Origin of the sequence: Marinifilum flexuosum (assembly GCF_003610555.1) — a bacterium.
Classification (GTDB): Bacteria; Bacteroidota; Bacteroidia; order Bacteroidales; family Marinifilaceae; genus Marinifilum; species Marinifilum flexuosum.
Genome location: NZ_RAPQ01000008.1, coordinates 1,161,271 through 1,180,597, shown reverse-complemented (window position 1 = coordinate 1,180,597; position 19,327 = coordinate 1,161,271). Strand labels below are relative to the sequence as shown.

Annotated in this window: 16 protein-coding genes; 7 read left to right on the top strand and 9 right to left on the bottom strand. The window is 34.8% G+C overall.

Translation table 11 applies throughout. The features are described 5' to 3' along the window. Positions 1-5: 5 nt before the first annotated feature. The 6 genes from BXY64_RS05065 to BXY64_RS05040 all read right to left on the bottom strand — a co-directional run bounded on the left by BXY64_RS05065 (position 6) and on the right by BXY64_RS05040 (position 7,073). Positions 6-1,202 carry a protoporphyrinogen/coproporphyrinogen oxidase gene (locus tag BXY64_RS05065; protein WP_147375898.1) on the bottom strand — a complete coding sequence of 399 codons (1,197 nt, stop codon included), beginning with the start codon at positions 1,200-1,202 and terminating at the stop codon, positions 6-8. Between the two features lie 22 nt (positions 1,203-1,224). Beyond that, entirely contained in the window at positions 1,225-2,433 is a 1,209-nt protein-coding gene (locus BXY64_RS05060) for a DEAD/DEAH box helicase (RefSeq protein WP_120238835.1), read from the bottom strand. Positions 2,434-2,510: 77 nt separating this feature from the next. After that, positions 2,511-3,698 (bottom strand): class I SAM-dependent rRNA methyltransferase, encoded by a 1,188-nt coding sequence (locus BXY64_RS05055; RefSeq protein ID WP_245996596.1) that lies wholly within the window; start codon positions 3,696-3,698, stop codon positions 2,511-2,513. 84 nt (positions 3,699-3,782) lie between these two features. Continuing rightward, entirely contained in the window at positions 3,783-4,373 is a 591-nt protein-coding gene (locus tag BXY64_RS05050; RefSeq protein WP_120238834.1) for a 3'-5' exonuclease, read from the bottom strand. 31 nt (positions 4,374-4,404) lie between these two features. Continuing rightward, a complete protein-coding gene (locus BXY64_RS05045; protein WP_120238833.1) occupies positions 4,405-5,034 on the bottom strand; it encodes a DUF5063 domain-containing protein in 630 nt (209 codons plus the stop codon). Between the two features lie 131 nt (positions 5,035-5,165). After that, on the bottom strand, positions 5,166-7,073 hold the full coding sequence (locus BXY64_RS05040; protein WP_120238832.1) for a RecQ family ATP-dependent DNA helicase: 1,908 nt from the start codon (positions 7,071-7,073) through the stop codon (positions 5,166-5,168). A 181-nt stretch (positions 7,074-7,254) separates the two neighbouring features. On the opposite strand from BXY64_RS05040, the gene guaB reads away from it, so the two are divergent. From guaB to BXY64_RS05010, 6 genes are all read left to right on the top strand, one after another. Further along, positions 7,255-8,724, top strand: coding sequence for an IMP dehydrogenase (guaB, locus tag BXY64_RS05035; RefSeq protein ID WP_120238831.1), 1,470 nt, complete (start codon positions 7,255-7,257; stop codon positions 8,722-8,724). An 81-nt stretch (positions 8,725-8,805) separates the two neighbouring features. After that, positions 8,806-10,452, top strand: a complete 1,647-nt coding sequence (locus tag BXY64_RS05030) for a peptidylprolyl isomerase (protein ID WP_120238830.1) — start codon at positions 8,806-8,808, stop codon at positions 10,450-10,452. Then, complete coding sequence (locus BXY64_RS05025) at positions 10,445-11,284, top strand: peptidyl-prolyl cis-trans isomerase (RefSeq protein WP_120238829.1); 840 nt, start codon at positions 10,445-10,447, stop codon at positions 11,282-11,284. Before BXY64_RS05030 ends, BXY64_RS05025 begins: the two co-directional genes overlap by 8 nt. A gap of 10 nt (positions 11,285-11,294) precedes the next feature. Further along, the gene (locus BXY64_RS05020; RefSeq protein WP_120238828.1) at positions 11,295-12,647 is read left to right on the top strand and encodes a peptidylprolyl isomerase; all 1,353 of its coding nucleotides are present in this window, start codon (positions 11,295-11,297) and stop codon (positions 12,645-12,647) included. Positions 12,648-12,727: 80 nt separating this feature from the next. Continuing rightward, positions 12,728-13,693, top strand: coding sequence for an AAA family ATPase (locus BXY64_RS05015; RefSeq protein ID WP_120238827.1), 966 nt, complete (start codon positions 12,728-12,730; stop codon positions 13,691-13,693). Positions 13,694-13,698: 5 nt separating this feature from the next. Continuing rightward, positions 13,699-15,270 carry an OstA-like protein gene (locus BXY64_RS05010; RefSeq protein ID WP_120238826.1) on the top strand — a complete coding sequence of 524 codons (1,572 nt, stop codon included), beginning with the start codon at positions 13,699-13,701 and terminating at the stop codon, positions 15,268-15,270. A gap of 62 nt (positions 15,271-15,332) precedes the next feature. Here the strand turns inward: BXY64_RS05010 and BXY64_RS05005 are convergent, their stop codons facing one another. The 3 genes from BXY64_RS05005 to BXY64_RS04995 all read right to left on the bottom strand — a co-directional run bounded on the left by BXY64_RS05005 (position 15,333) and on the right by BXY64_RS04995 (position 16,998). Then, positions 15,333-15,554, bottom strand: a complete 222-nt coding sequence (locus BXY64_RS05005) for a DUF2795 domain-containing protein (protein ID WP_054714819.1) — start codon at positions 15,552-15,554, stop codon at positions 15,333-15,335. Positions 15,555-15,611: 57 nt separating this feature from the next. Further along, entirely contained in the window at positions 15,612-16,172 is a 561-nt protein-coding gene (locus tag BXY64_RS05000) for a cob(I)yrinic acid a,c-diamide adenosyltransferase (protein ID WP_120238825.1), read from the bottom strand. Positions 16,173-16,251: 79 nt separating this feature from the next. After that, the gene (locus tag BXY64_RS04995; protein ID WP_120238824.1) at positions 16,252-16,998 is read right to left on the bottom strand and encodes a hypothetical protein; all 747 of its coding nucleotides are present in this window, start codon (positions 16,996-16,998) and stop codon (positions 16,252-16,254) included. Positions 16,999-17,091: 93 nt separating this feature from the next. Here BXY64_RS04995 and recG point away from each other — a divergent pair, with 93 nt between their 5' ends. Further along, entirely contained in the window at positions 17,092-19,197 is a 2,106-nt protein-coding gene (recG, locus tag BXY64_RS04990) for an ATP-dependent DNA helicase RecG (protein ID WP_120238823.1), read from the top strand. The last annotated feature ends 130 nt before the right edge of the window (positions 19,198-19,327 follow it).

The window sequence follows — 19,327 nt, the reverse complement described above, 5'->3', positions numbered from 1 at the left end:
ACCCATCATTTATAATTCCCAACATATCGCTCAAATTCCTGCTTCGAACGCTCAACACAATCCTCTAAAGAAAGGCCGTTAAAATAGTTTCCTGTGATGTAAATTCCTGTTTCTTCAGCCAAGTGCTTCATCTTTGCCATTCTTTCGGTATGACCAACCTTGATTAGTGGTAATTTGTGTTTTGCCTCTACGGTTTCGGCATCCAAAGAATCAAGACAAAGCAATTCAGTCATGAATTTTTCCTGTTCTTCCTTACCGATATGATTTTCTTCAAAATGAAATGCGAAGCCTCTCAAATTGTCATGAGTCATTACATCACGGGTAACCATTGAAAAGCAAGGTCCTTGCAAAGGAATTATAAAGCTTACAGGATCGAAATTCAACTTTTCTTTAGGCAGAATAACCGTTCTCGACTCAATATTTTGAATTGGATAATCCGCCAGAACAGAAGATAAATCAGAGTTCAAACCTTTACTTAGTTCCGAAGCAAGCTTAGGAGAGACAGCCAAAGCAATATCTTTGGAAGTAAATACATCTCCCAATTCTGATTTCACTTCAAACCCTTCCTGATTTTTAGTAAGCTGATCGATTTTTGTATTGAGCTGAATCTTGATATTCTCATGTGCAGCAAGAGCTTCCATAAAGCTGGTCATTCCTTTTTTAAGAATAAAACTCTTAGGATGTTCCTTGCTTTTGGTTTTGCGACGCTTTAGAAAATATTCTGCAGAAAAATTATCTGCATTCTGTACAATCACGGCGCTAAACATGCGAGTAAAAACATTGTCGTAGTTCTTTGGTCCTACAATTTTACCAAAGTATTCCTTAACGGTTTTTCCATCACGTTTCGAGAAAAACAAATTGGGAACCGATCGTATTAACTCAAACTTATTTACCCCAGACATGATTTTCTCATGCTTATCGGTAAACACTTTCATGCCTACCTTCTCACGAGCCACAATGTCCTGTTCCAATCCATTTTTCTGAATCAAATCAATCAAATTGGTATAGGTCGCATAGAAAGTATGAGCCCCCATTTCAACCCAGAAATCATCTTTGTAATAAGTATTTAAACATCCACCTACCTTATCGGCAGTATCTACAACTAGTACTTTTTTTCCCGATCGGGCAATATGATTTGCGAGGCTTAATCCACTTATTCCGGCGCCGATCACAATCATGTCGTAAGATTCAGCTTGGGTCATTTTTCTTTGGTTAGGGTTACTATTATTTGTTTGTTTTTTTTCTTTTAAAAAACTTTCGTTTGCCTTTAGGTTTTGTTTTTGTTCGAGGATTGTACTCAGGTGCTTCTCCCAATTCAGCAGGAACAGGAATTTTAAACACATCCGACTCAATTAAATCCTCAATCTTTTTAAAGTCGTTCTGATCCTTTTCTGTAATAAAAGTTAAGGCAACTCCTTCCGATTCTGCACGTGCCGTACGTCCAACTCTGTGCACGTAATCCTCAGCATCGTTCGGAACATCAAAGTTGATTACCAAATCGATTGAATCAATATCAATTCCCCTGGCAATAATATCCGTAGCAACTAATATTTGATGTTTTCTATTTTTGAATTCGCGCAACACTTCTTCTCGCTCACTCTGCTCCAAATCAGATTGTATACCGGCTGCTTTAAAATTGTGTTTTTTAAGATCTTTTGTAATGGCCTTGACATTTACTTTCGTGGATGAGAAAATAATTACACTTTTCAGATCTTTTCCTTCCAACAAATGGCTAATCAAAGGAATTTTTTGTTTTTCGTGAAGCATGTAAGCAGCTTGTAAAACTCCTTCTGCTGGTTTCGAGATTGCAATATTGATACTTTCCGGCTCAACCAAAATTTCTTCTGCTAACTCTCTGATTTTTGGAGGCATGGTAGCCGAAAACATTAGATTTTGTCTCTCTTTCGGAAGAAAGCTAACAATCTGCATTAAATCCTCAAAGAATCCCATATCCAGCATCCTATCGGCCTCATCTAAAATCAAATGCTTGATCTTCGATGTATCAACATAGCCTAAATTCAAGTGAGAAATCATTCTTCCAGGAGTTGCAATCACAACATCTGCTCCTTCCATCAGGCCCTTTTTTTGCTGATCCCAAACCGATGAATCACCTCCTCCATAAACAGACAATGAAGTAATGGAAACAAAGTATCCAAATCCTTCCATTTGCTGATCGATTTGCATGGCCAACTCGCGCGTTGGAACCAATATCAAGGTACTAAAACCTTCAATTTGATTCTTTTGGATTTGGTCCATTACCGGAAGAAGGTATGCTGCCGTTTTACCCGTACCCGTTTGGGCACAAACAATCATATCTTTTTTTTCTATAATCTTAGGGATAGATAACTCCTGAACCGGAGAAGGTGTTTCGAAGCCCATGGCATCGAGTCCATCCATTATTTCAGGAGAAAAATCAAATTCGGAAAATTTCAACTAGTTTCGATTTAGTAATTAATACGAAGAGAGTATTGCTCTCTTTTATAAGCCATACTGAAGATACAAAAAAATGTCTATTCAACATACAAAACCAAACCTTTCAGGTATTCACCTTCAGGATGGTAAATATTTACAGGATGATCGGCTGGCTGTGTCAATTGATGTAACACACGAACCGTTCTTCCTGCATTAGCCGCAGCCACAAACACTGCTTTTCTAAAATCTTCCTTGCTAACTGCTTGTGAACAAGAGAAAGTGAATAAAATTCCACCTGGCTTAATCTGTTCAAATCCTTTTTTATTTAATCGCTTGTATCCTTTTAATGCATTATCCAACACCTTTTTGTGTTTCGCAAATGCAGGCGGATCGAGTACGATTAAATCATATTTTTGAGATGATTGATCTAAAAATTTAAATGCATCTTCGGCAAATGCCTCATGTCGCTTATCTCCTGGAAAGTTAAGCTCAACATTTTCTTTTGTGATATCAATTGCTCTAGAAGAACTGTCAACAGAATGTACCAACTCCGCACCACCTCGCATGGCATAAAAAGAAAAACCACCTGTGTAGCAAAACATATTTAATACTGATCTTCCTTTTGAATAATGCTCTAATAAGCTTCTGTTCTCACGTTGATCAATAAAGAATCCTGTTTTCTGGCCTTTCAACCAGTCCACATTAAATTTCAATCCATTCTCTAGTGCGGTAAACGATTCTGCTTCGCCAAACAGGTATCCATTCTTAGGTTCAATTCCTGATTTAAAAGGAATGGTTCCTTCCGATTTATCGAAAACAGTCACCAAATCTTCACCAAACACAGTTTGCAATGCTTCTGTAATTTCTTCGCGGTGCAAATACATTCCAACCGAATGACATTGAATCACTGCTGTTCCAGCATAAAAATCAATAATCAAACCTGGCAATCCATCTCCTTCACCATGAACCAATCTGAATACATTATTATTTTCTGGTCCATACAAAGAAATAGCTCTTCTCATTTCACAAGCAGAGCGGATTTTTTCTACCCAAAAGTTCAGGTTAATTTCTCTCTTTTCGAAGCTTAAAATACGGACTACAATTGAACCAATAGAAATATGTCCGATTGCTAAAAATTCATTTTGATCGTTATATACTGAGACCAAATCTCCCTCTTGCAAGCCTTCATCTACTTTACTTACAGCTCCTGAAAAAATCCATGGATGGAATCGTTTTACAGAATGTTCCTTTCCTTTTCTCAGGTATACTTTTGGATAATCTATCATTTAGAAATGTGTTTTTTACTGATTAACGAATGAAAAGCATTCGTTGTTAACGACTGTAAACAGTCAAGGTATTTTGTGTGAGTCTTACAATTCTTGCTCTGTAGCTTTCAACCTTTCAAAAATCTTTAAAGACACCCAAGCATCGGTTGCTGCATATCTTAACTGACCAGGACTCAAAATTTCTGCTTCCCAATTAGAGACCTGTTGCCTTTTAGAAATTCTAAAGTTTAAAACTATTGCAGACAGTTTTTTTAAAGAAAAGCTTTCGATTCCAAAGTTAGAAACATAGTCTTGCAATTCTAAAAATCCGTTGGCATCAAAATCGTTTAGTTTTTGTAAACCCCTGATATCATCTTTAATTGCAGCCCCTACTTTCACAATATTGGGATTCTTAAGCAATTCTATTATTTCTTCAGGAAGTCCTATTTTATTGATTCTAAACAAAAAAGTTTTCGAGTTAGCTGCCAATTGAAGTAAAGCAACATCGTTAACTTTTCCTTTTTTAAACGATGGTCGAGTTTCCGTATCAAATCCTAAAATAGCATACTTTTTCAGGTATTGAACTGCTTCATCCAGATCTTCATACTCATCAACTAGAATGATATCTCCTTCGAAAGCCTTTAACGGCATTTTATTTGCTTCTTCGCTTGTAATTGATTTTTGAAATGGCAACATTTAATACTCTTTTACTCCGGAATTTATTTTCCTATTCATTGTCTTCGCCCCATTCTCTCTGACGTTGCGAGAAAATAGACCCACTCATATCTATGTTATCTATATCTGAATCAGCCCCTAAGCTAGATTCATCATCTAAATTCATTTTATCGGCAGCTAATTTGTGAATTGCTCTTAACGAATTCACCAATTTTTGTCCCCAATACTCGTAAAAATGATTGTTTAAATCCCAAAGGGAATCATTCATTACTTCAACTGTTCCTATCTTATAAGAAGTAATAAAATCTTTAAGGTCCTGATAAATATCGGCAAAATTTTCAGAAACAGAAGCAACCAATGGGCTATCACTATATTCCATATCATTCTCGAACACCTCTAAAAACTCATCATGAGCTCCCATCTTGTTCTTCACACTAGAATGAATAAACTCCCAATCTGATTCTGTTACAAACTTTTCAACTTCATCTTCCAACTCATTTTCATTGCTCGGCAACATACTTGCTTTTAAATAAAGCAACGGCAATAATTTTTGAGCTGTTTCTACGAACTCAAGTTTTGAAATTTTTGAACTTGTTTCCAATAGCAAGCAAAATTCATTTGCTACTGTTACAAATTCAATTACATTTTTAGAATATACTACGTGTTCAAATTGATCTTCCATCTCTATTTTTTCCTACAACCTTGCAAAAATAACAAGATTTTACGAATAATAAATCCTTAGTTTCCAGTCAGCACATAAGATTTGACAAATAGGCCTGTTCTATCCCCTTATATTATTGGTTAAATTACGAACTAAATTGGAATGTATTTTATTCGATTACCACTTTGGCAATCTACCTCTTCGTTGTCTTTTAAATGTTGAATTACTTCTAAAATCTTATCATCCTTGTATTCTAAACGATCCACAAGTTCATCAATGCATAAATAATCATTTTCAATTAAATTCAAGATCGCATAATAGATTTCCTTAAACTCTTCTTCGCTCAGCTCTTTCTCTTCTTTGCTTTTACAGATATCACACATCCCACAATCGGGAGCATACTTTTGCCCAAAATATTCTAATAAAAATTTCGATCGACATATATTTTCCGATTCTGCATAATCAATCACCGATTGAATTTTACTTTCAAGATTTTCCTTTCTTGCCTGATAAACCTCTTTATTCAATTTAATAAAGCTGACAGGCAATCGCTCCTGGGTATATAATATAAAAGGTGTTTTCTTTCTTGGGATGTATTTTATGATACCATACTTCGATAATTCTTTTAGGTATTCAATTATTAATTCTTTATCGGCTTTAATTCTTTTAGATAAAGTATCAATATTAATAGGAACGTAATCGGTAAACAAACCGGTATACGATCGTAAGAGTATTTTTATAAAGGCATCAAAATCTTTATTGGCCACCTGGAACTTATACAGATCATCGCGTTGGACTGCAAAATGTATTCTCGACTCATGTTCCAAATCATCTGTCAATTCGATGTATCCAGCTCGTTGCAATATCTTTAAAGCACTAAAAGCCTGCAGAACATTAAATTTAAAATTCTGACAAAACTGTCCCAAATCAAAGTCGAAAACCGCATCCTTGCCAGCTCCTTCCGCCACTTGCAAAAAGTTCCCCAATGCCTGGTAAGTCCTAACAATCATATCCTTTTCAGGAAATGATGTTTTTATTCTTTTCAGCAACTGTACCTTATCGGGATTTGAATACAGCATTACAGCATAAGCTCTTTTGCCATCTCTTCCTGCTCTTCCCGCCTCCTGAAAATAGGCTTCCAATGTATCCGGCAAATCCATATGTACAACAGAACGCACGTCCGATTTATCGATTCCCATTCCAAAAGCATTGGTTGCTACCATAACTTGCACAATCCCTTTTCGCCATCTTTCCTGACGAAAATCTTTCACTTCGTTCGGCAATCCTGCATGATAGAACTCTGCTTTTACTCTATTATTTTTTAGGAACTCTGCCAACTCCTTGCACTTTTTCCGACTTCGCACATAAACAACCGAACTTCCTTTTTGCTTGTTCAGTATCTTAAGCAGATATTTTGGCTTGTTCTCGTTTTCTCTGACCAGATACACCAAATTTTTACGTTCAAAACTTTTTCGATACACGTTCTTCTCGGGAAATCCAAGCTTTTCCTGAATATCAAAAACTACATCTTTTGTTGCCGTAGCAGTTAATGCTAAAACTGGAACATCCGGCAAAAGCTCTCGAAGCGAAATTATTTTCAAATATGAAGGTCGAAAATCATAACCCCATTGCGAAATACAATGCGATTCGTCTACTGCAATTAGGCAAACATTCATTTGCACAGCTTTCTTCCTAAATATATCTGAACTTATTCTCTCTGGAGAAATGTATAAAAACTTCACATTCCCGAATAAACACTTATTCAGAATATTTTCAATTTCATGTCTTGAAAGCCCGGAGTATAACAATTCAGCCTTAATTCCATTCTCTCTTAAATTTTGTACCTGGTCTTTCATTAAGGCAACCAAAGGCGAAACCACCAAACAGATGCCTTCCATTGCCATAGTGGGAACCTGAAAAGTTAAAGATTTACCTCCTCCGGTTGGCATTAAGCCCAAAGTATCTTTTCCTTCTGAAACCGATTTAATAATTTCATCCTGCAAAGGACGAAACATTCCATAGCCCCAATATTTTTTTAGAACATCCTTAAATCGATCCATTTATTTATTTTCCAGTTTGTTTATGGTCTTTTTATTCACTTTTTCTAACAATAAAACAGTTTAAAAATACTAACTTTTAGGTGGAATTAATCAATTAACAATTTTTAGTATTTGGAATCAAGTTCTATTCCGCTATTTTTTTGTATTTTCGCATGCAATTTAAATCTAAAATTATTGCATAATGTCATTCGTATCTGATAAAATTATTTCTGACGGTCTAACGTTTGATGATGTTCTCTTGGTTCCTGCTTATTCTGAAGTACTTCCTAGAGACGTAAGTTTAAAAACTAAGTTCTCCCGTAACATTACTCTTAATGCTCCAATGGTGTCTGCTGCGATGGATACTGTTACCGAATCTGCTTTGGCAATTGCCATTGCTCGTGAAGGTGGTATTGGTGTAATTCACAAGAACATGAGTATCGAAGCTCAGGCAAAACAGGTATTAACTGTAAAAAGAGCTGAAAACGGGATGATTTATGATCCAATTACAATTCCTCCATACAAAACTGTAAAAGATGCTTTGGCATTGATGAAGGAATTTAAAATTGGAGGTATTCCTGTTGTTGACACAGATAAATCACTATTAGGTATTGTTACCAATCGTGATTTACGTTTCGAATTGGATATGGATCGTCCAATATCAGAAGTAATGACAAGTGAAAACATTGTTACCACTTCCGATTCCACAGATTTGGAAAAAGCTGCAGAAATTCTTCAAGCTCACAAAATTGAAAAACTACCAGTTGTTGATTCAAAAAACAAACTGATTGGTTTGGTAACTTACAAGGATATTACCAAAGCAAAGGATAAGCCTTTGGCTTGTAAGGATGAGAAAGGGCGTTTACGAGTAGCTGCTGCAGTTGGTGTAACTGGTGATACATTGGATAGAATTGAAGCTTTAGTTCAAGCAAATGCCGATGCTATTATTATTGATACTGCTCATGGTCATTCGAGAGGTGTTGTTGAAGTACTAAAAACTGCAAAGAAAAAGTTTCCTGACATGCAGTTTATTGTTGGTAACATTGCTACTCCTGAGGCTGCAAAAATGCTAGTTGACGCTGGTGCTGATGCCGTTAAAGTTGGTATCGGACCAGGTTCTATTTGTACAACTCGTGTTATTGCTGGTGTTGGTGTTCCACAGTTAAGCGCAATTTACGAAGTATCTAAAGCTCTTAAAGGAACTGGTGTTCCTGTAATTGCAGATGGTGGTTTGCGTTATTCTGGTGACATTGTAAAAGCAATTGCCGCTGGTGCAGATTGTATTATGGCAGGATCACTTCTTGCTGGTGTTGAAGAATCTCCAGGAGAAACCATCATTTATAACGGTCGTAAATTCAAATCGTATCGTGGTATGGGTTCTGTTGAAGCGATGCAACATGGTTCAAAAGACCGCTACTTTCAGGATGCTGAAGATGATATCAAGAAATTGGTTCCAGAAGGAATTGTTGCACGTGTACCTTATAAAGGAACTCTTTATGAAGTAATCTATCAGTTAATTGGTGGTTTACGTGCTGGTATGGGATATTGTGGTTCTGCAAGTATTGAAGATTTGCACAACGCCAAATTTGTTAAAATTACAGCTTCGGGTATGGCAGAAAGTCATCCGCATGATGTTGCGATTACTCGCGAAGCTCCTAACTATAGCAGATAATTTTATCGCATATATTTCGGTAACCCGTTATGGTACGGGTTACCGTTTTCTTTTTTAGAATATTTACCATATAATTACTGAATGAGGAAGGGTTTATTATATCTGATTACAGTTTTATATTGCTCGTTAGCAAGTTACGGGCAATACAATTCAACAGATACCCTTTTTAGCATTAATGATACATCTTATCCTTCTGCTCCATTTTTTAAACTTTATGAAAGTAATAAACTTCGTGATCAGCACAACAAACCGCTTTCTCTAAAAGAATCTTTAGATTTATATATCGATTTTCATCTAAAAGCCACTGAAGCTAAAAATCTTCAATTTGACACTCTACCAGAAGTGATTCAGGAAATTGAAACCTACCATAATCAAGCTTTTAAAGCATATTTGTATCCTGTCAATATCAATCAAAATTTACTTGAAGAAACATTCGAAAGAATTCAATATTTTATAAAGCCTCGTCATATTTTAATTAAGATTGAAGGTAGAGCTACTCCGAAAGATACTCTTGAAGCCTATCAGGAAGCAACCAGAATCTATTCATTATTAAATCAGGGTAAGAAGTTTTCAAAACTTGCCAATCAATTTTCTGATGATTTATCAGCTAGAAAAAACAATGGAGAATTAGGATACATTACAGCTTTCGATATGGATTACGCCTTTGAAACCGCTGCCTACAGCATGTCAAAAGACAAATACTCCAAACCTATTCGATCACCTTACGGATACCATATTGTCCAAACCATTGAAAAGATTAAAAATCCAGGAAAGGTGAAAATTAGGCACCTTATGCTTGAATTTAAAAAGAAAAACGAAAAAAATAAGATCAAACTAAAAGCGGATTCTATCTATCAACTTCTTCAATCAGGAGCTGATTTTTCCGAGTTGGTTCAAAAATATTCCGATGATGTTAGTTCGATAAATAACAATGGTATATTGCCATGGTTTGGATTATTCGAAACTCACCCAACAATTGAAAGAACTGCTTTTGAATTAAAAAAGAAAGGAGATTTTTCACAACCCATAAGAACAGAATTTGGCTACCACATTATACAGATTTTGGAGAAAAAGGAATATAACAATCTTCAGGAATGCAAAGGTGAATTGATTGAGCTTTTGGAAGAAGATAGTAGATCAAGAATTTCAGAAAATGAATTAATCAAGCAGTTAAAAGAAAGATATCAATTCAAGGAAAACAAGAATTTACTATCGAATTTTTACTCAATTCTGGATTATGCTTACGCAGAGCTTTGGGAAACTTTATTTTCGATAGAAGATAACGATTACTCTCAAGAAAAGTTTGCTGAATTCCTAAGTAAACAAGCGTCAAAAGATATTTATGAAAATTTTGAAGATTATATCAATAGATTATATGTTAATTTCTCAAACACTTGTATCTTAGCATACCACAAAAATAAACTTGTAGAAAGACATCAAGAGCTAAAAACATTGCTGGATGAATACGAAAATGGAATTCTAGTTTATTTTATCACAAAAGAAACAATATGGAATAATATTTCAGACAAAGAAAAGACAAAAAAATATTACATTAACAATCAGTACAAATACAACAAAAAAACTGATTACAAAACAGTTAAAGATATTGTATTGGAGGATTACAGAGCTTGGCTTGAGGAAAAATGGTCGGAAGAACTTAGAAAGAAATATTCTGTAAAAATCAATCTCTCAGCTTTAACAAACTTGCGAACAAATAAGAATGAATAAATACATACTAACAATAATTTTACTTGCAGGCATGATTGCTTGCAATTACAATCAGGAAGAAGACAAGGTGGTTGCTAAAGTAAATCAGAACTTTTTATACATGAGTGAAGTAGCAGCAATCGTCCCCAATGGAAGTACTAATGAAGACAGTATATTAATTGCTGATAACTATATTCACCAATGGATAAAAAAACGGTTGATCATTTCAAAAGCTGAACTTAATCTTTCGGAAGAAGATAAAGATGTTAGCAAAATGGTAGAAGATTATCGTTCTTCTTTAATTATTCACAAATACCAGCAACAGCTTTTAGAGCAAAAACTTGATACTTCTGTTACCACTTTTGAAATTGACAATTATTATCGTCAAAACTCAGGGAATTTCATACTGAACAGAAACATTATCAAAGCATTATACATTCAAATCTCAAAACCTGTTCCCGATTACAAAAGAATTCAAAAGCTTTATAAGTCAGAAAAAGAAGAAGATTGGGACGAATTGGAAGACTACTGTTTTCAGAATGCCACAAAATTTGATAATTTTAGCGGGCAATGGGTAAATGCGAAAGAACTATTAAGTAGAATCCCTTTCGAATTTAGCGATGAAGACAAATTATTAAAAAGTAGAAAGCACATTGAAACAGAAGACTCGACATACAGGTATTTTGTTGCCATTAAAAATGTTGAGTTCAAGAATAATATTGCTCCTCTTGACTTTGTGAGAGATGACATTAGAAAAATAATAATCAATAAACGAAAAATAGAATTCATTAAAAATCTCGAAGAAAACATCTACAGAGATGCAGAATCGAAAAATAAATTCAAAATTTATTAAACCATAAAATATGCGTTACATTTTTAGAAAAACTTGCACGGTGTTAACACTATTGTTACTGAGTATTCTTACTCTTAATGCTCAAGACAATGTGGTAGATAAAATCATTGCCGTGGTTGGTAATCAGGTTGTATTAAAATCGGATGTTGAGCAAAGATTCATCAGTCTTAAAGCTCAAGGATATACATCGGGTAGTGTTGACTTGAAAACCGAAATTTTTGAAGATCTATTGATTCAAAAACTTATGATTGCCCAAGCTGCGATTGATAGTGTTGAGGTAACCGAACAAGAAGTTGAGGATGATCTTGATCGTAAAATGGAAATGTACATTCAAAGAATAGGTTCGAAAGAAAAATTGGAACAATATTTTGGCAAATCAATTCTTGATATGAAAAATGATTTGCGAGAACCTACCAGAAATGAACGTATTAAAGAAAAAATGCAGGCAGAAATCACAAAAGACATTCACATTACACCGGCAGAAGTTCGTGATTTCTACAATAAACTAAACAAAGACAGCTTGCCTACAATTGCTGGCAAACTAGAGGTACAACAAATTGTTCGATATCCAAAAGTTACTGATGATGAGAAAGACAGAATTAGAAACAGGTTAAGAGAATTTAGAGACAGAGTACATAAAGGTGAGAGCTTTTCAACCTTGGCAGTTCTTTATTCTGAAGACCCAGGAAGTGCTCGTCAAGGTGGTGAATTAGGCTATACTCCTAGATCTAGTTTAGTACCAGAGTTTGCAAACGTAGCTTTCAACCTAAAAACTGATAAAGTTTCTAAGATTGTAGAAACTGAATACGGGTTTCACATCATTCAATTCATCGATAGAAAAGGAGAAAGAATTAATGTACGTCACATTCTTCTTAAACCAAAAATTGAAGAAGATAAAAGAAAAGAAGCTACAGCGCGTTTAGATAGTATCGCAGATTTAATTCGAAATGAAAAACTAAAGTTTGATGAGGCTGCATTTTATTTCTCAGCTGATAAGGATACCAGAAATAATGGTGGTTTGATTGTTAATCCATATACTGGATCATCTAGATTTGAAAAAGACAATTTGCCTCCTGCAATTGCTCAACAAATTAACAGCTTAAAAATCAATGAAATTTCTGAGCCATTATTAGATGTTTCAGGAGGAAAGGATGCTTACAAAATCATCAAGATAAAATCAGAAACCAAATCTCACACAGCAAACCTATCTGACGATTGGAGCATTTTTGAGAATATGCTGACCAATCAAAAGCAGCAAGATATTCTTGATAAATGGATCAAAGAAAAGCAATCTGGCACTTACGTTCACATTGATGATTCATACAAAAATGCAAAATTCAGATTCAAAGGCTGGCAAAAATAATAAAGCTTAAAATATTTTCTCAGACACAGCCTTTTTGCTGTGTCTGAATTTTTTCAAGGAAATCCAAATACTAAATCCTTATGAACTTTAAATCAGAAGTTGAAGCTGCTAATTCCTTACACGCCGATTACAAAAAGCTACTTGAGGAAATTGGTAAGAAAATTTATGGTCAGGATGAAATCATTAAAAAGGTATTGATTTCGATTTTTAGCAATGGACACTGCTTACTGATTGGTGTTCCCGGACTTGCTAAAACTTTACTTGTAAACACAATTGCACAGGTATTAGACTTAAAATACCAAAGAATACAGTTTACACCAGACTTAATGCCTTCTGATATTATTGGAACAGAAATATTAAACAATGAACGTAGATTCAATTTCATAAAAGGTCCTTTGTTTGCCAACATTCTACTTGCTGATGAAATCAACCGTACACCGCCCAAAACTCAATCGGCTTTATTGGAGGCAATGCAAGAAAAAATGGTAACGGTAAATGGTAAAAACTACGAAATCGAAAAGCCTTTTTTCGTATTGGCCACACAAAACCCAATCGAGCAAGAAGGTACCTATCCTCTTCCTGAAGCTCAATTGGACCGCTTCATGTTTAGCATTTATTTGGATTACCCAAAATTAGAAGATGAAATTTCGATTGTTGAAAACACTACATGTGGCAAGGAAATTGCATTGAACAAGATTATTTCGGGTGAAAAGATTTCTTATTATCAAAAATTGATACAAAAAGTACCAATTAATCGAAATGTATTGGAATATGCTGTAAATTTGGCGGCAAAATCGAGGCCTAATACCGAGTTCTCGCATCCTATGGCAAATGAGTATATCAATTGGGGAGCTGGACCAAGAGCATCGCAATATTTGGTGATTGGTGCCAAAGCACACGCTCTTCTTTCCGGAAAATATTCTCCGGACATAGAAGATGTAAAGGAAGTTGCAGTTTCTATATTAAGACATAGAATCATGAAAAACTACAAGGCCGAAGCTGAAGGAATTAGTGTTGAAGATATTATAACAGAATTATTAAAATAAAAGGAATGCCTTGCATCATTACAAAATATAAATCGATTATTCTATTCGCAGGAATATTCTGCCTGTTCTCATTTACGCTGGAAGCTCAGAAAAAATCATTAATCGAAATTAAAAACTCAGATGATATCAGAGCCGAATTAAAATCAGAATCACAGCTTACTGTTTTCAATGGCAATGTATTTATAACCCACGAAAACATTAAGATGTATTGCGATAGCGTATATCAGTTCAGAGGCGACAACAGAATTGTTGCATATGGTAATGTTCACATTATTAGCTCGGACACAGTTCACATTTATGGTGATGTACTAAAGTACTACGGAAACACCAAACTGGCTGAAATGCGTGACAATGTAAAGCTTAAAAATAAAACCGTTACGGTTACCACTGAATTTCTTGATTTTGACATGAATGAAAGTGTAGGTTACTATTTTGATGGTGGAAAAATTGTAGACACAAACAATACGCTTACCAGCAGCATTGGAAGATATTACACGCGACAGGATTTGTTGTTCTTTAAAGATAGCGTTGAGGTTCTAAGTAATGACTATACTTTAAAATCGGACACACTAAAATACAACACGCTTAGTAAAACTGCTTTTATTTTAGGTCCTACTACCATCGAAAATGAAACTGAAACACTTTATTCGGAAGATGGATGGTACAATACAGCTACTGGAATATCGCAATTTTTTAAAAACACAACTCTTAATAGTAAAGCATATCAAATAAAAGGCGATAGCATTTACCTTGATAAAAACAATGAAACCGCTAGAATATTCGATAATGTAGAATTAAAAGACACTGTTAATAATATTATCTTACAAGGACATTTTTTAGAAACTTTTAAGAATACCGAAGAAGCATTAATGACAGATTCTGCGGTATTCATTCAAGTGGCCGAACAGGATTCTCTTTTTCTACATGCAGATACCCTTACCATATCAAAAGACAGTGCAGATTATGAACTAATAAAGGCTTTCCATCACGTAAAGTTTTTCCGACCTGATTTGCAGGGTAAATGTGATTCTCTGGTATATACCATGCAAGACTCCACTATCCGATTGTTTAACGATCCGGTTTTATGGGCACAGGGAAATCAAATGGTTGCTGATACCATAGGTATCGAAACACAAAATCAGAAACTAAAATATCTTCATTTTAGAGGTTCTTCTTTTCTAACGGCAAAAGAAGACAGTGTCTTTTACAACCAGATTAAAGGAAAGAACATGCTTGGTCATGTTAGAGACAATAAAATTTACCAATTAGATATTGATGGCAATGGTGAAACCATATATTATCCTAAAGACAAAGAAATATTAATGGGAATGAATATTGCCAAGAGCAGTAATATTACAATACTTATAAAGGATAACAAAATCGATCAGATTAAGTTTATCAAAAAACCTGATGGCAATATGTATCCTTTGTTTGAAGTAGAACAAGAAATGCTATTCCTGAAAAATTTCCGTTGGTTCGATGGTGTTCAGCCAAAGTCAAAAGAAGATATATTTATATGGAGAAATACACCTCCACATACAGCTAAAAGTATATTAAAAGCAGAATCTACTGATTGATGAGCAGATTAAAGCAGGAAATAAAAAACGAGGTTTTGTTTCAAAACCTCGTTTTTTATTTTTTAGTATTCATCTTCGTTGAATAAAAAATCTCCTTTGCTAGGGTAATCAGGCCAAATATCCTCAATACTCTCAAAAATCTCTCCCTCTTCCTCGATTTCCTGCAAATTTTCAATCACCTCTAGCGGCGCACCAGAGCGAATTGCGTAGTCAATCAACTCATCCTTGGAAGCCGGCCATGGGGCATCTTCAAGTTTTGTTGCTAATTCAAGTGTCCAATACATAAGTTCAAAATATTTTTAGGTTCCTTTATTCTGCGAATATAATTTTTTTTTCCGAATTTACAAGTCAGGCTCCCATTTTATTTCATCAGCCCCAACATCCTTTAAAACCTTGCGTGATAACACAAATAAGTAGTCCGACAAACGGTTTAAGTACTTCAACAATAAGGGATTTATGTCAATTTCTATTGATAATTGATTGGCTCTTCTCTCTGCCCTACGACAAATTGTTCTTGCAACATGACAAAATCCATTTAACTGACTCCCGCCAGGTAGAACAAAATTATTCAATTCTGGTAGTTCTTCATCCATTCTATCCATCTCCGATTCCAATAATAATATATCATCTTCACTCAGATTTAGCTTTTGTTTTAAATCCGATTTTTCATCATCAGTAGCCAAACGAGAACCAATCAAAAACAACTTATTCTGTACTATATTTAAAACTTCCAGAGTTTTTTCTTCAATTTGATGAGATCGAATTAAACCGATGTAAGAATTCAATTCATCAACTGTTCCGTATGCTTCTAACCTCAAATGATATTTTGGAACACGTGTTCCACCAATAAGTCCGGTAGTTCCCTTATCCCCTGTTTTTGTATATACTTTAAATTTATCCATTGCTCTATTTTTTTGGCTAATACCTACAAGTTTGTCGGTAAATATTAGCAGTTATAACAAAGATAAAATTTTTTATTATTTAGAACGATTCTAAGAATTTATTTTTCGTATTATCCATAGAAATTAAAATTCCAACAGAGTGTATATTTAGGTAAAAATCAAATGAAGGAGAACATTTTAGTGTTTTCCAAGTTTCCAACAATAGGGGATTTCTATTCATGTTTTGAAAAACTAAAATAGAAGATCTGCCCAAAAAATGAGGGTAATTAATTCTAAACAACTCAATATCTTCCATACTGGCCAAATTGGATATTACCACAAAATCAACTCCCCCTAATTCATTAAAATGTATAGATTCTACATTATTAATTTTAAGCTGATTGTTAAAAATTTTAGAATTTATCTCTTCATTTTTAAGACAATCTCCAATACAGTGAAGTTTAATTCTAGAATCAACCTTGGCCATATATGCCTTCGTATAGCCCAAACCATTTCCAATAAACACAGGCTTTTTTACTTGATAGTAGTTCATCAATCGAAAAATCAAACGATCCACATCCTTTCCTCTTTTTAAATTTAGGATTTCCTCCTTCAGATAATTTGCACGACCTGCACTAATGGCAGCTGACTTACAGGAAGCTTTTAGCAATTTTATTGCCAATTCCCTGGTATGTTGAAGATCACGAAAGGCATAATAATGAAGCTTAGCTCCGAATACATTAGTTATCAAATCAATTGCATATGACGAATGTTCTCCAAAGCCCTTTCGGCGATAAGTTCTTAAACGAATTAATCTTTTTTTTAGTCGATAACGAATTCCACTCATGCTAGTGTTTATGTATATTTGGCGAATTAAATTGTAAATTTGAGTTTCTCAAAAATTAAAATTATTAGATTTTTTGAACTTTCAATACTTTAAATGTCTGAATTAGCTGGTCTGGATATAAAATTTTTAGCTGGAGTTGGTCCCAAAAGAGCTTCCATTTTGAATCAAGAACTATCGATTTATAGTTACGAGGATTTGTTGTATCATTTTCCGTACAAATATATCGATAGAACCAAATTCTATTCAATTAGGGAGATCAACTCAAAACTACCTTACATTCAGGTAAGAGGCCAAATCACAGGCATCGAAACTTTGGGTGAAAAACGTCAACAACGTTTGGTTGCTTATTTTACCGATGGTGAAGATACCATGGAATTGGTTTGGTTTAAAGGCATTAAATACATTAAAGGCAACCTAAAGCCAAATACCGATTACATTGTATTTGGAAAGCCTTCAGAATTCAACAGAAAGGTTAATGTTGTTCATCCTGAAATAGAAGAAGCCAATAAAAGCAACGGGAAGATTAATGCTTCGCTTCAATCTTTTTACCTGACTACTGAAAAAATGAAGAATAGCTTTCTGAATTCACGAGCAATTCAGAAACTGCAAGAAAATGCACTCAAATCAGTAAATGGGAAAATACCCGAAACTTTACCTGCACCGCTGATCAAAAGACTAGGTCTTATCAACCTTCACGAAGCATTATTGCAAATTCATTTTCCGCAAAATGCCGAGATCCTTAAAAAAGCACAATATCGCTTAAAGTTTGAAGAGTTGTTCTATATCCAACTCAACATTCTTAAAATGAAAATGAAACGGAAAATCCTATACAAAGGACATCCGTTCGCAAAAATTGGCGAATACTTCAATTGCTTCTACCAAAACAATTTGCCTTTCGAATTAACCAATGCACAAAAGCGAGTAATTAAAGAAATCCGTAAAGATGTTGGTTCAGGAAAACAAATGAATCGACTGTTACAAGGTGATGTGGGTAGTGGAAAAACCATGGTTGGACTGATGTGTATGCTTATGGCGCTCGACAATGGTTGCCAGGCATGCTTAATGGCTCCTACCGAAATTCTGGCAACACAGCACATGGAAAGCATTTCTGAATTTCTGGAAGGAATTGATGTGAATGTTGCTTTGCTTACTGGTTCCACAAAACAAAAGGACAGACGTAGAATTCACGAAGACCTTAAAAGTGGAGAGTTACAAATTCTGATTGGTACACACGCCTTGCTCGAAGATGTTGTACAGTTTAATAATCTTGGTTTGGTAATTATTGATGAGCAACACAGGTTTGGTGTAGCACAACGTGCCAGGTTATGGAAAAAGAATAACATTCCTCCTCACGTACTGGTAATGACTGCAACTCCAATTCCTAGAACTTTAGCAATGACTTTGTATGGTGATCTGGAAGTTTCAGTAATTGATGAATTGCCGCCAGGAAGAAAACCCATTCAAACGGTTCACTATTTCGAGAACAAAAGACGTCAGGTTTATCAATTCATGAAAAAGCAAATTGATTTGGGAAGGCAAATCTATTTGGTATATCCGATGATTAAAGAATCGGAAAAAATGGATTATAAAAATCTGGAAGAAGGATATGAAAGTGTAGCCAGTGCTTTTCCTCCTGAAAAATACGGCATAAGCATGGTTCATGGTAAAATGAAACCTGCCGAAAAAGATGCTGAAATGCAAAGATTTGCGCAAGGTGAAACCAAAATTATGGTGGCAACTACCGTAATCGAGGTTGGTGTTAATGTACCCAATGCATCGGTAATGGTGATTGAAAGTACCGAAAGATTTGGTTTATCGCAGTTGCACCAGTTGCGTGGTCGTGTTGGTCGTGGTGCCGAACAATCATACTGTATCCTAATGTCATCCTACAAGATTTCCAATGAATCCAGAAAAAGAATTGAAACCATGGTAAGAACCAACGATGGTTTCGAAATTGCCGAAGTAGATTTAAAACTAAGAGGTCCTGGAGATATTGAAGGAACACAACAAAGTGGTATTTCCTATGATCTAAAAATTGCTCATCTTGGTAAAGATGGTCAGTTACTACAATATGCAAGAGATGTTGCACAGGAAATTTTAGACGATGATCCACTTCTGGAAAAAGAAGAAAACTTCACTTTAGCCAAACAAGTAAAAAGACTTAGTAAGACAAAGGTAAATTGGAGTGTTATTAGCTAATTATTGAATAATAAATTTATACTTTTAAATTGTATTTTCAATATTATCCTTAATCACAAAAGCATGCTCTTGATAATAAAATAGGGTTCATAATTCTTTGTTCGGTACACATATATCAATAACCAATATA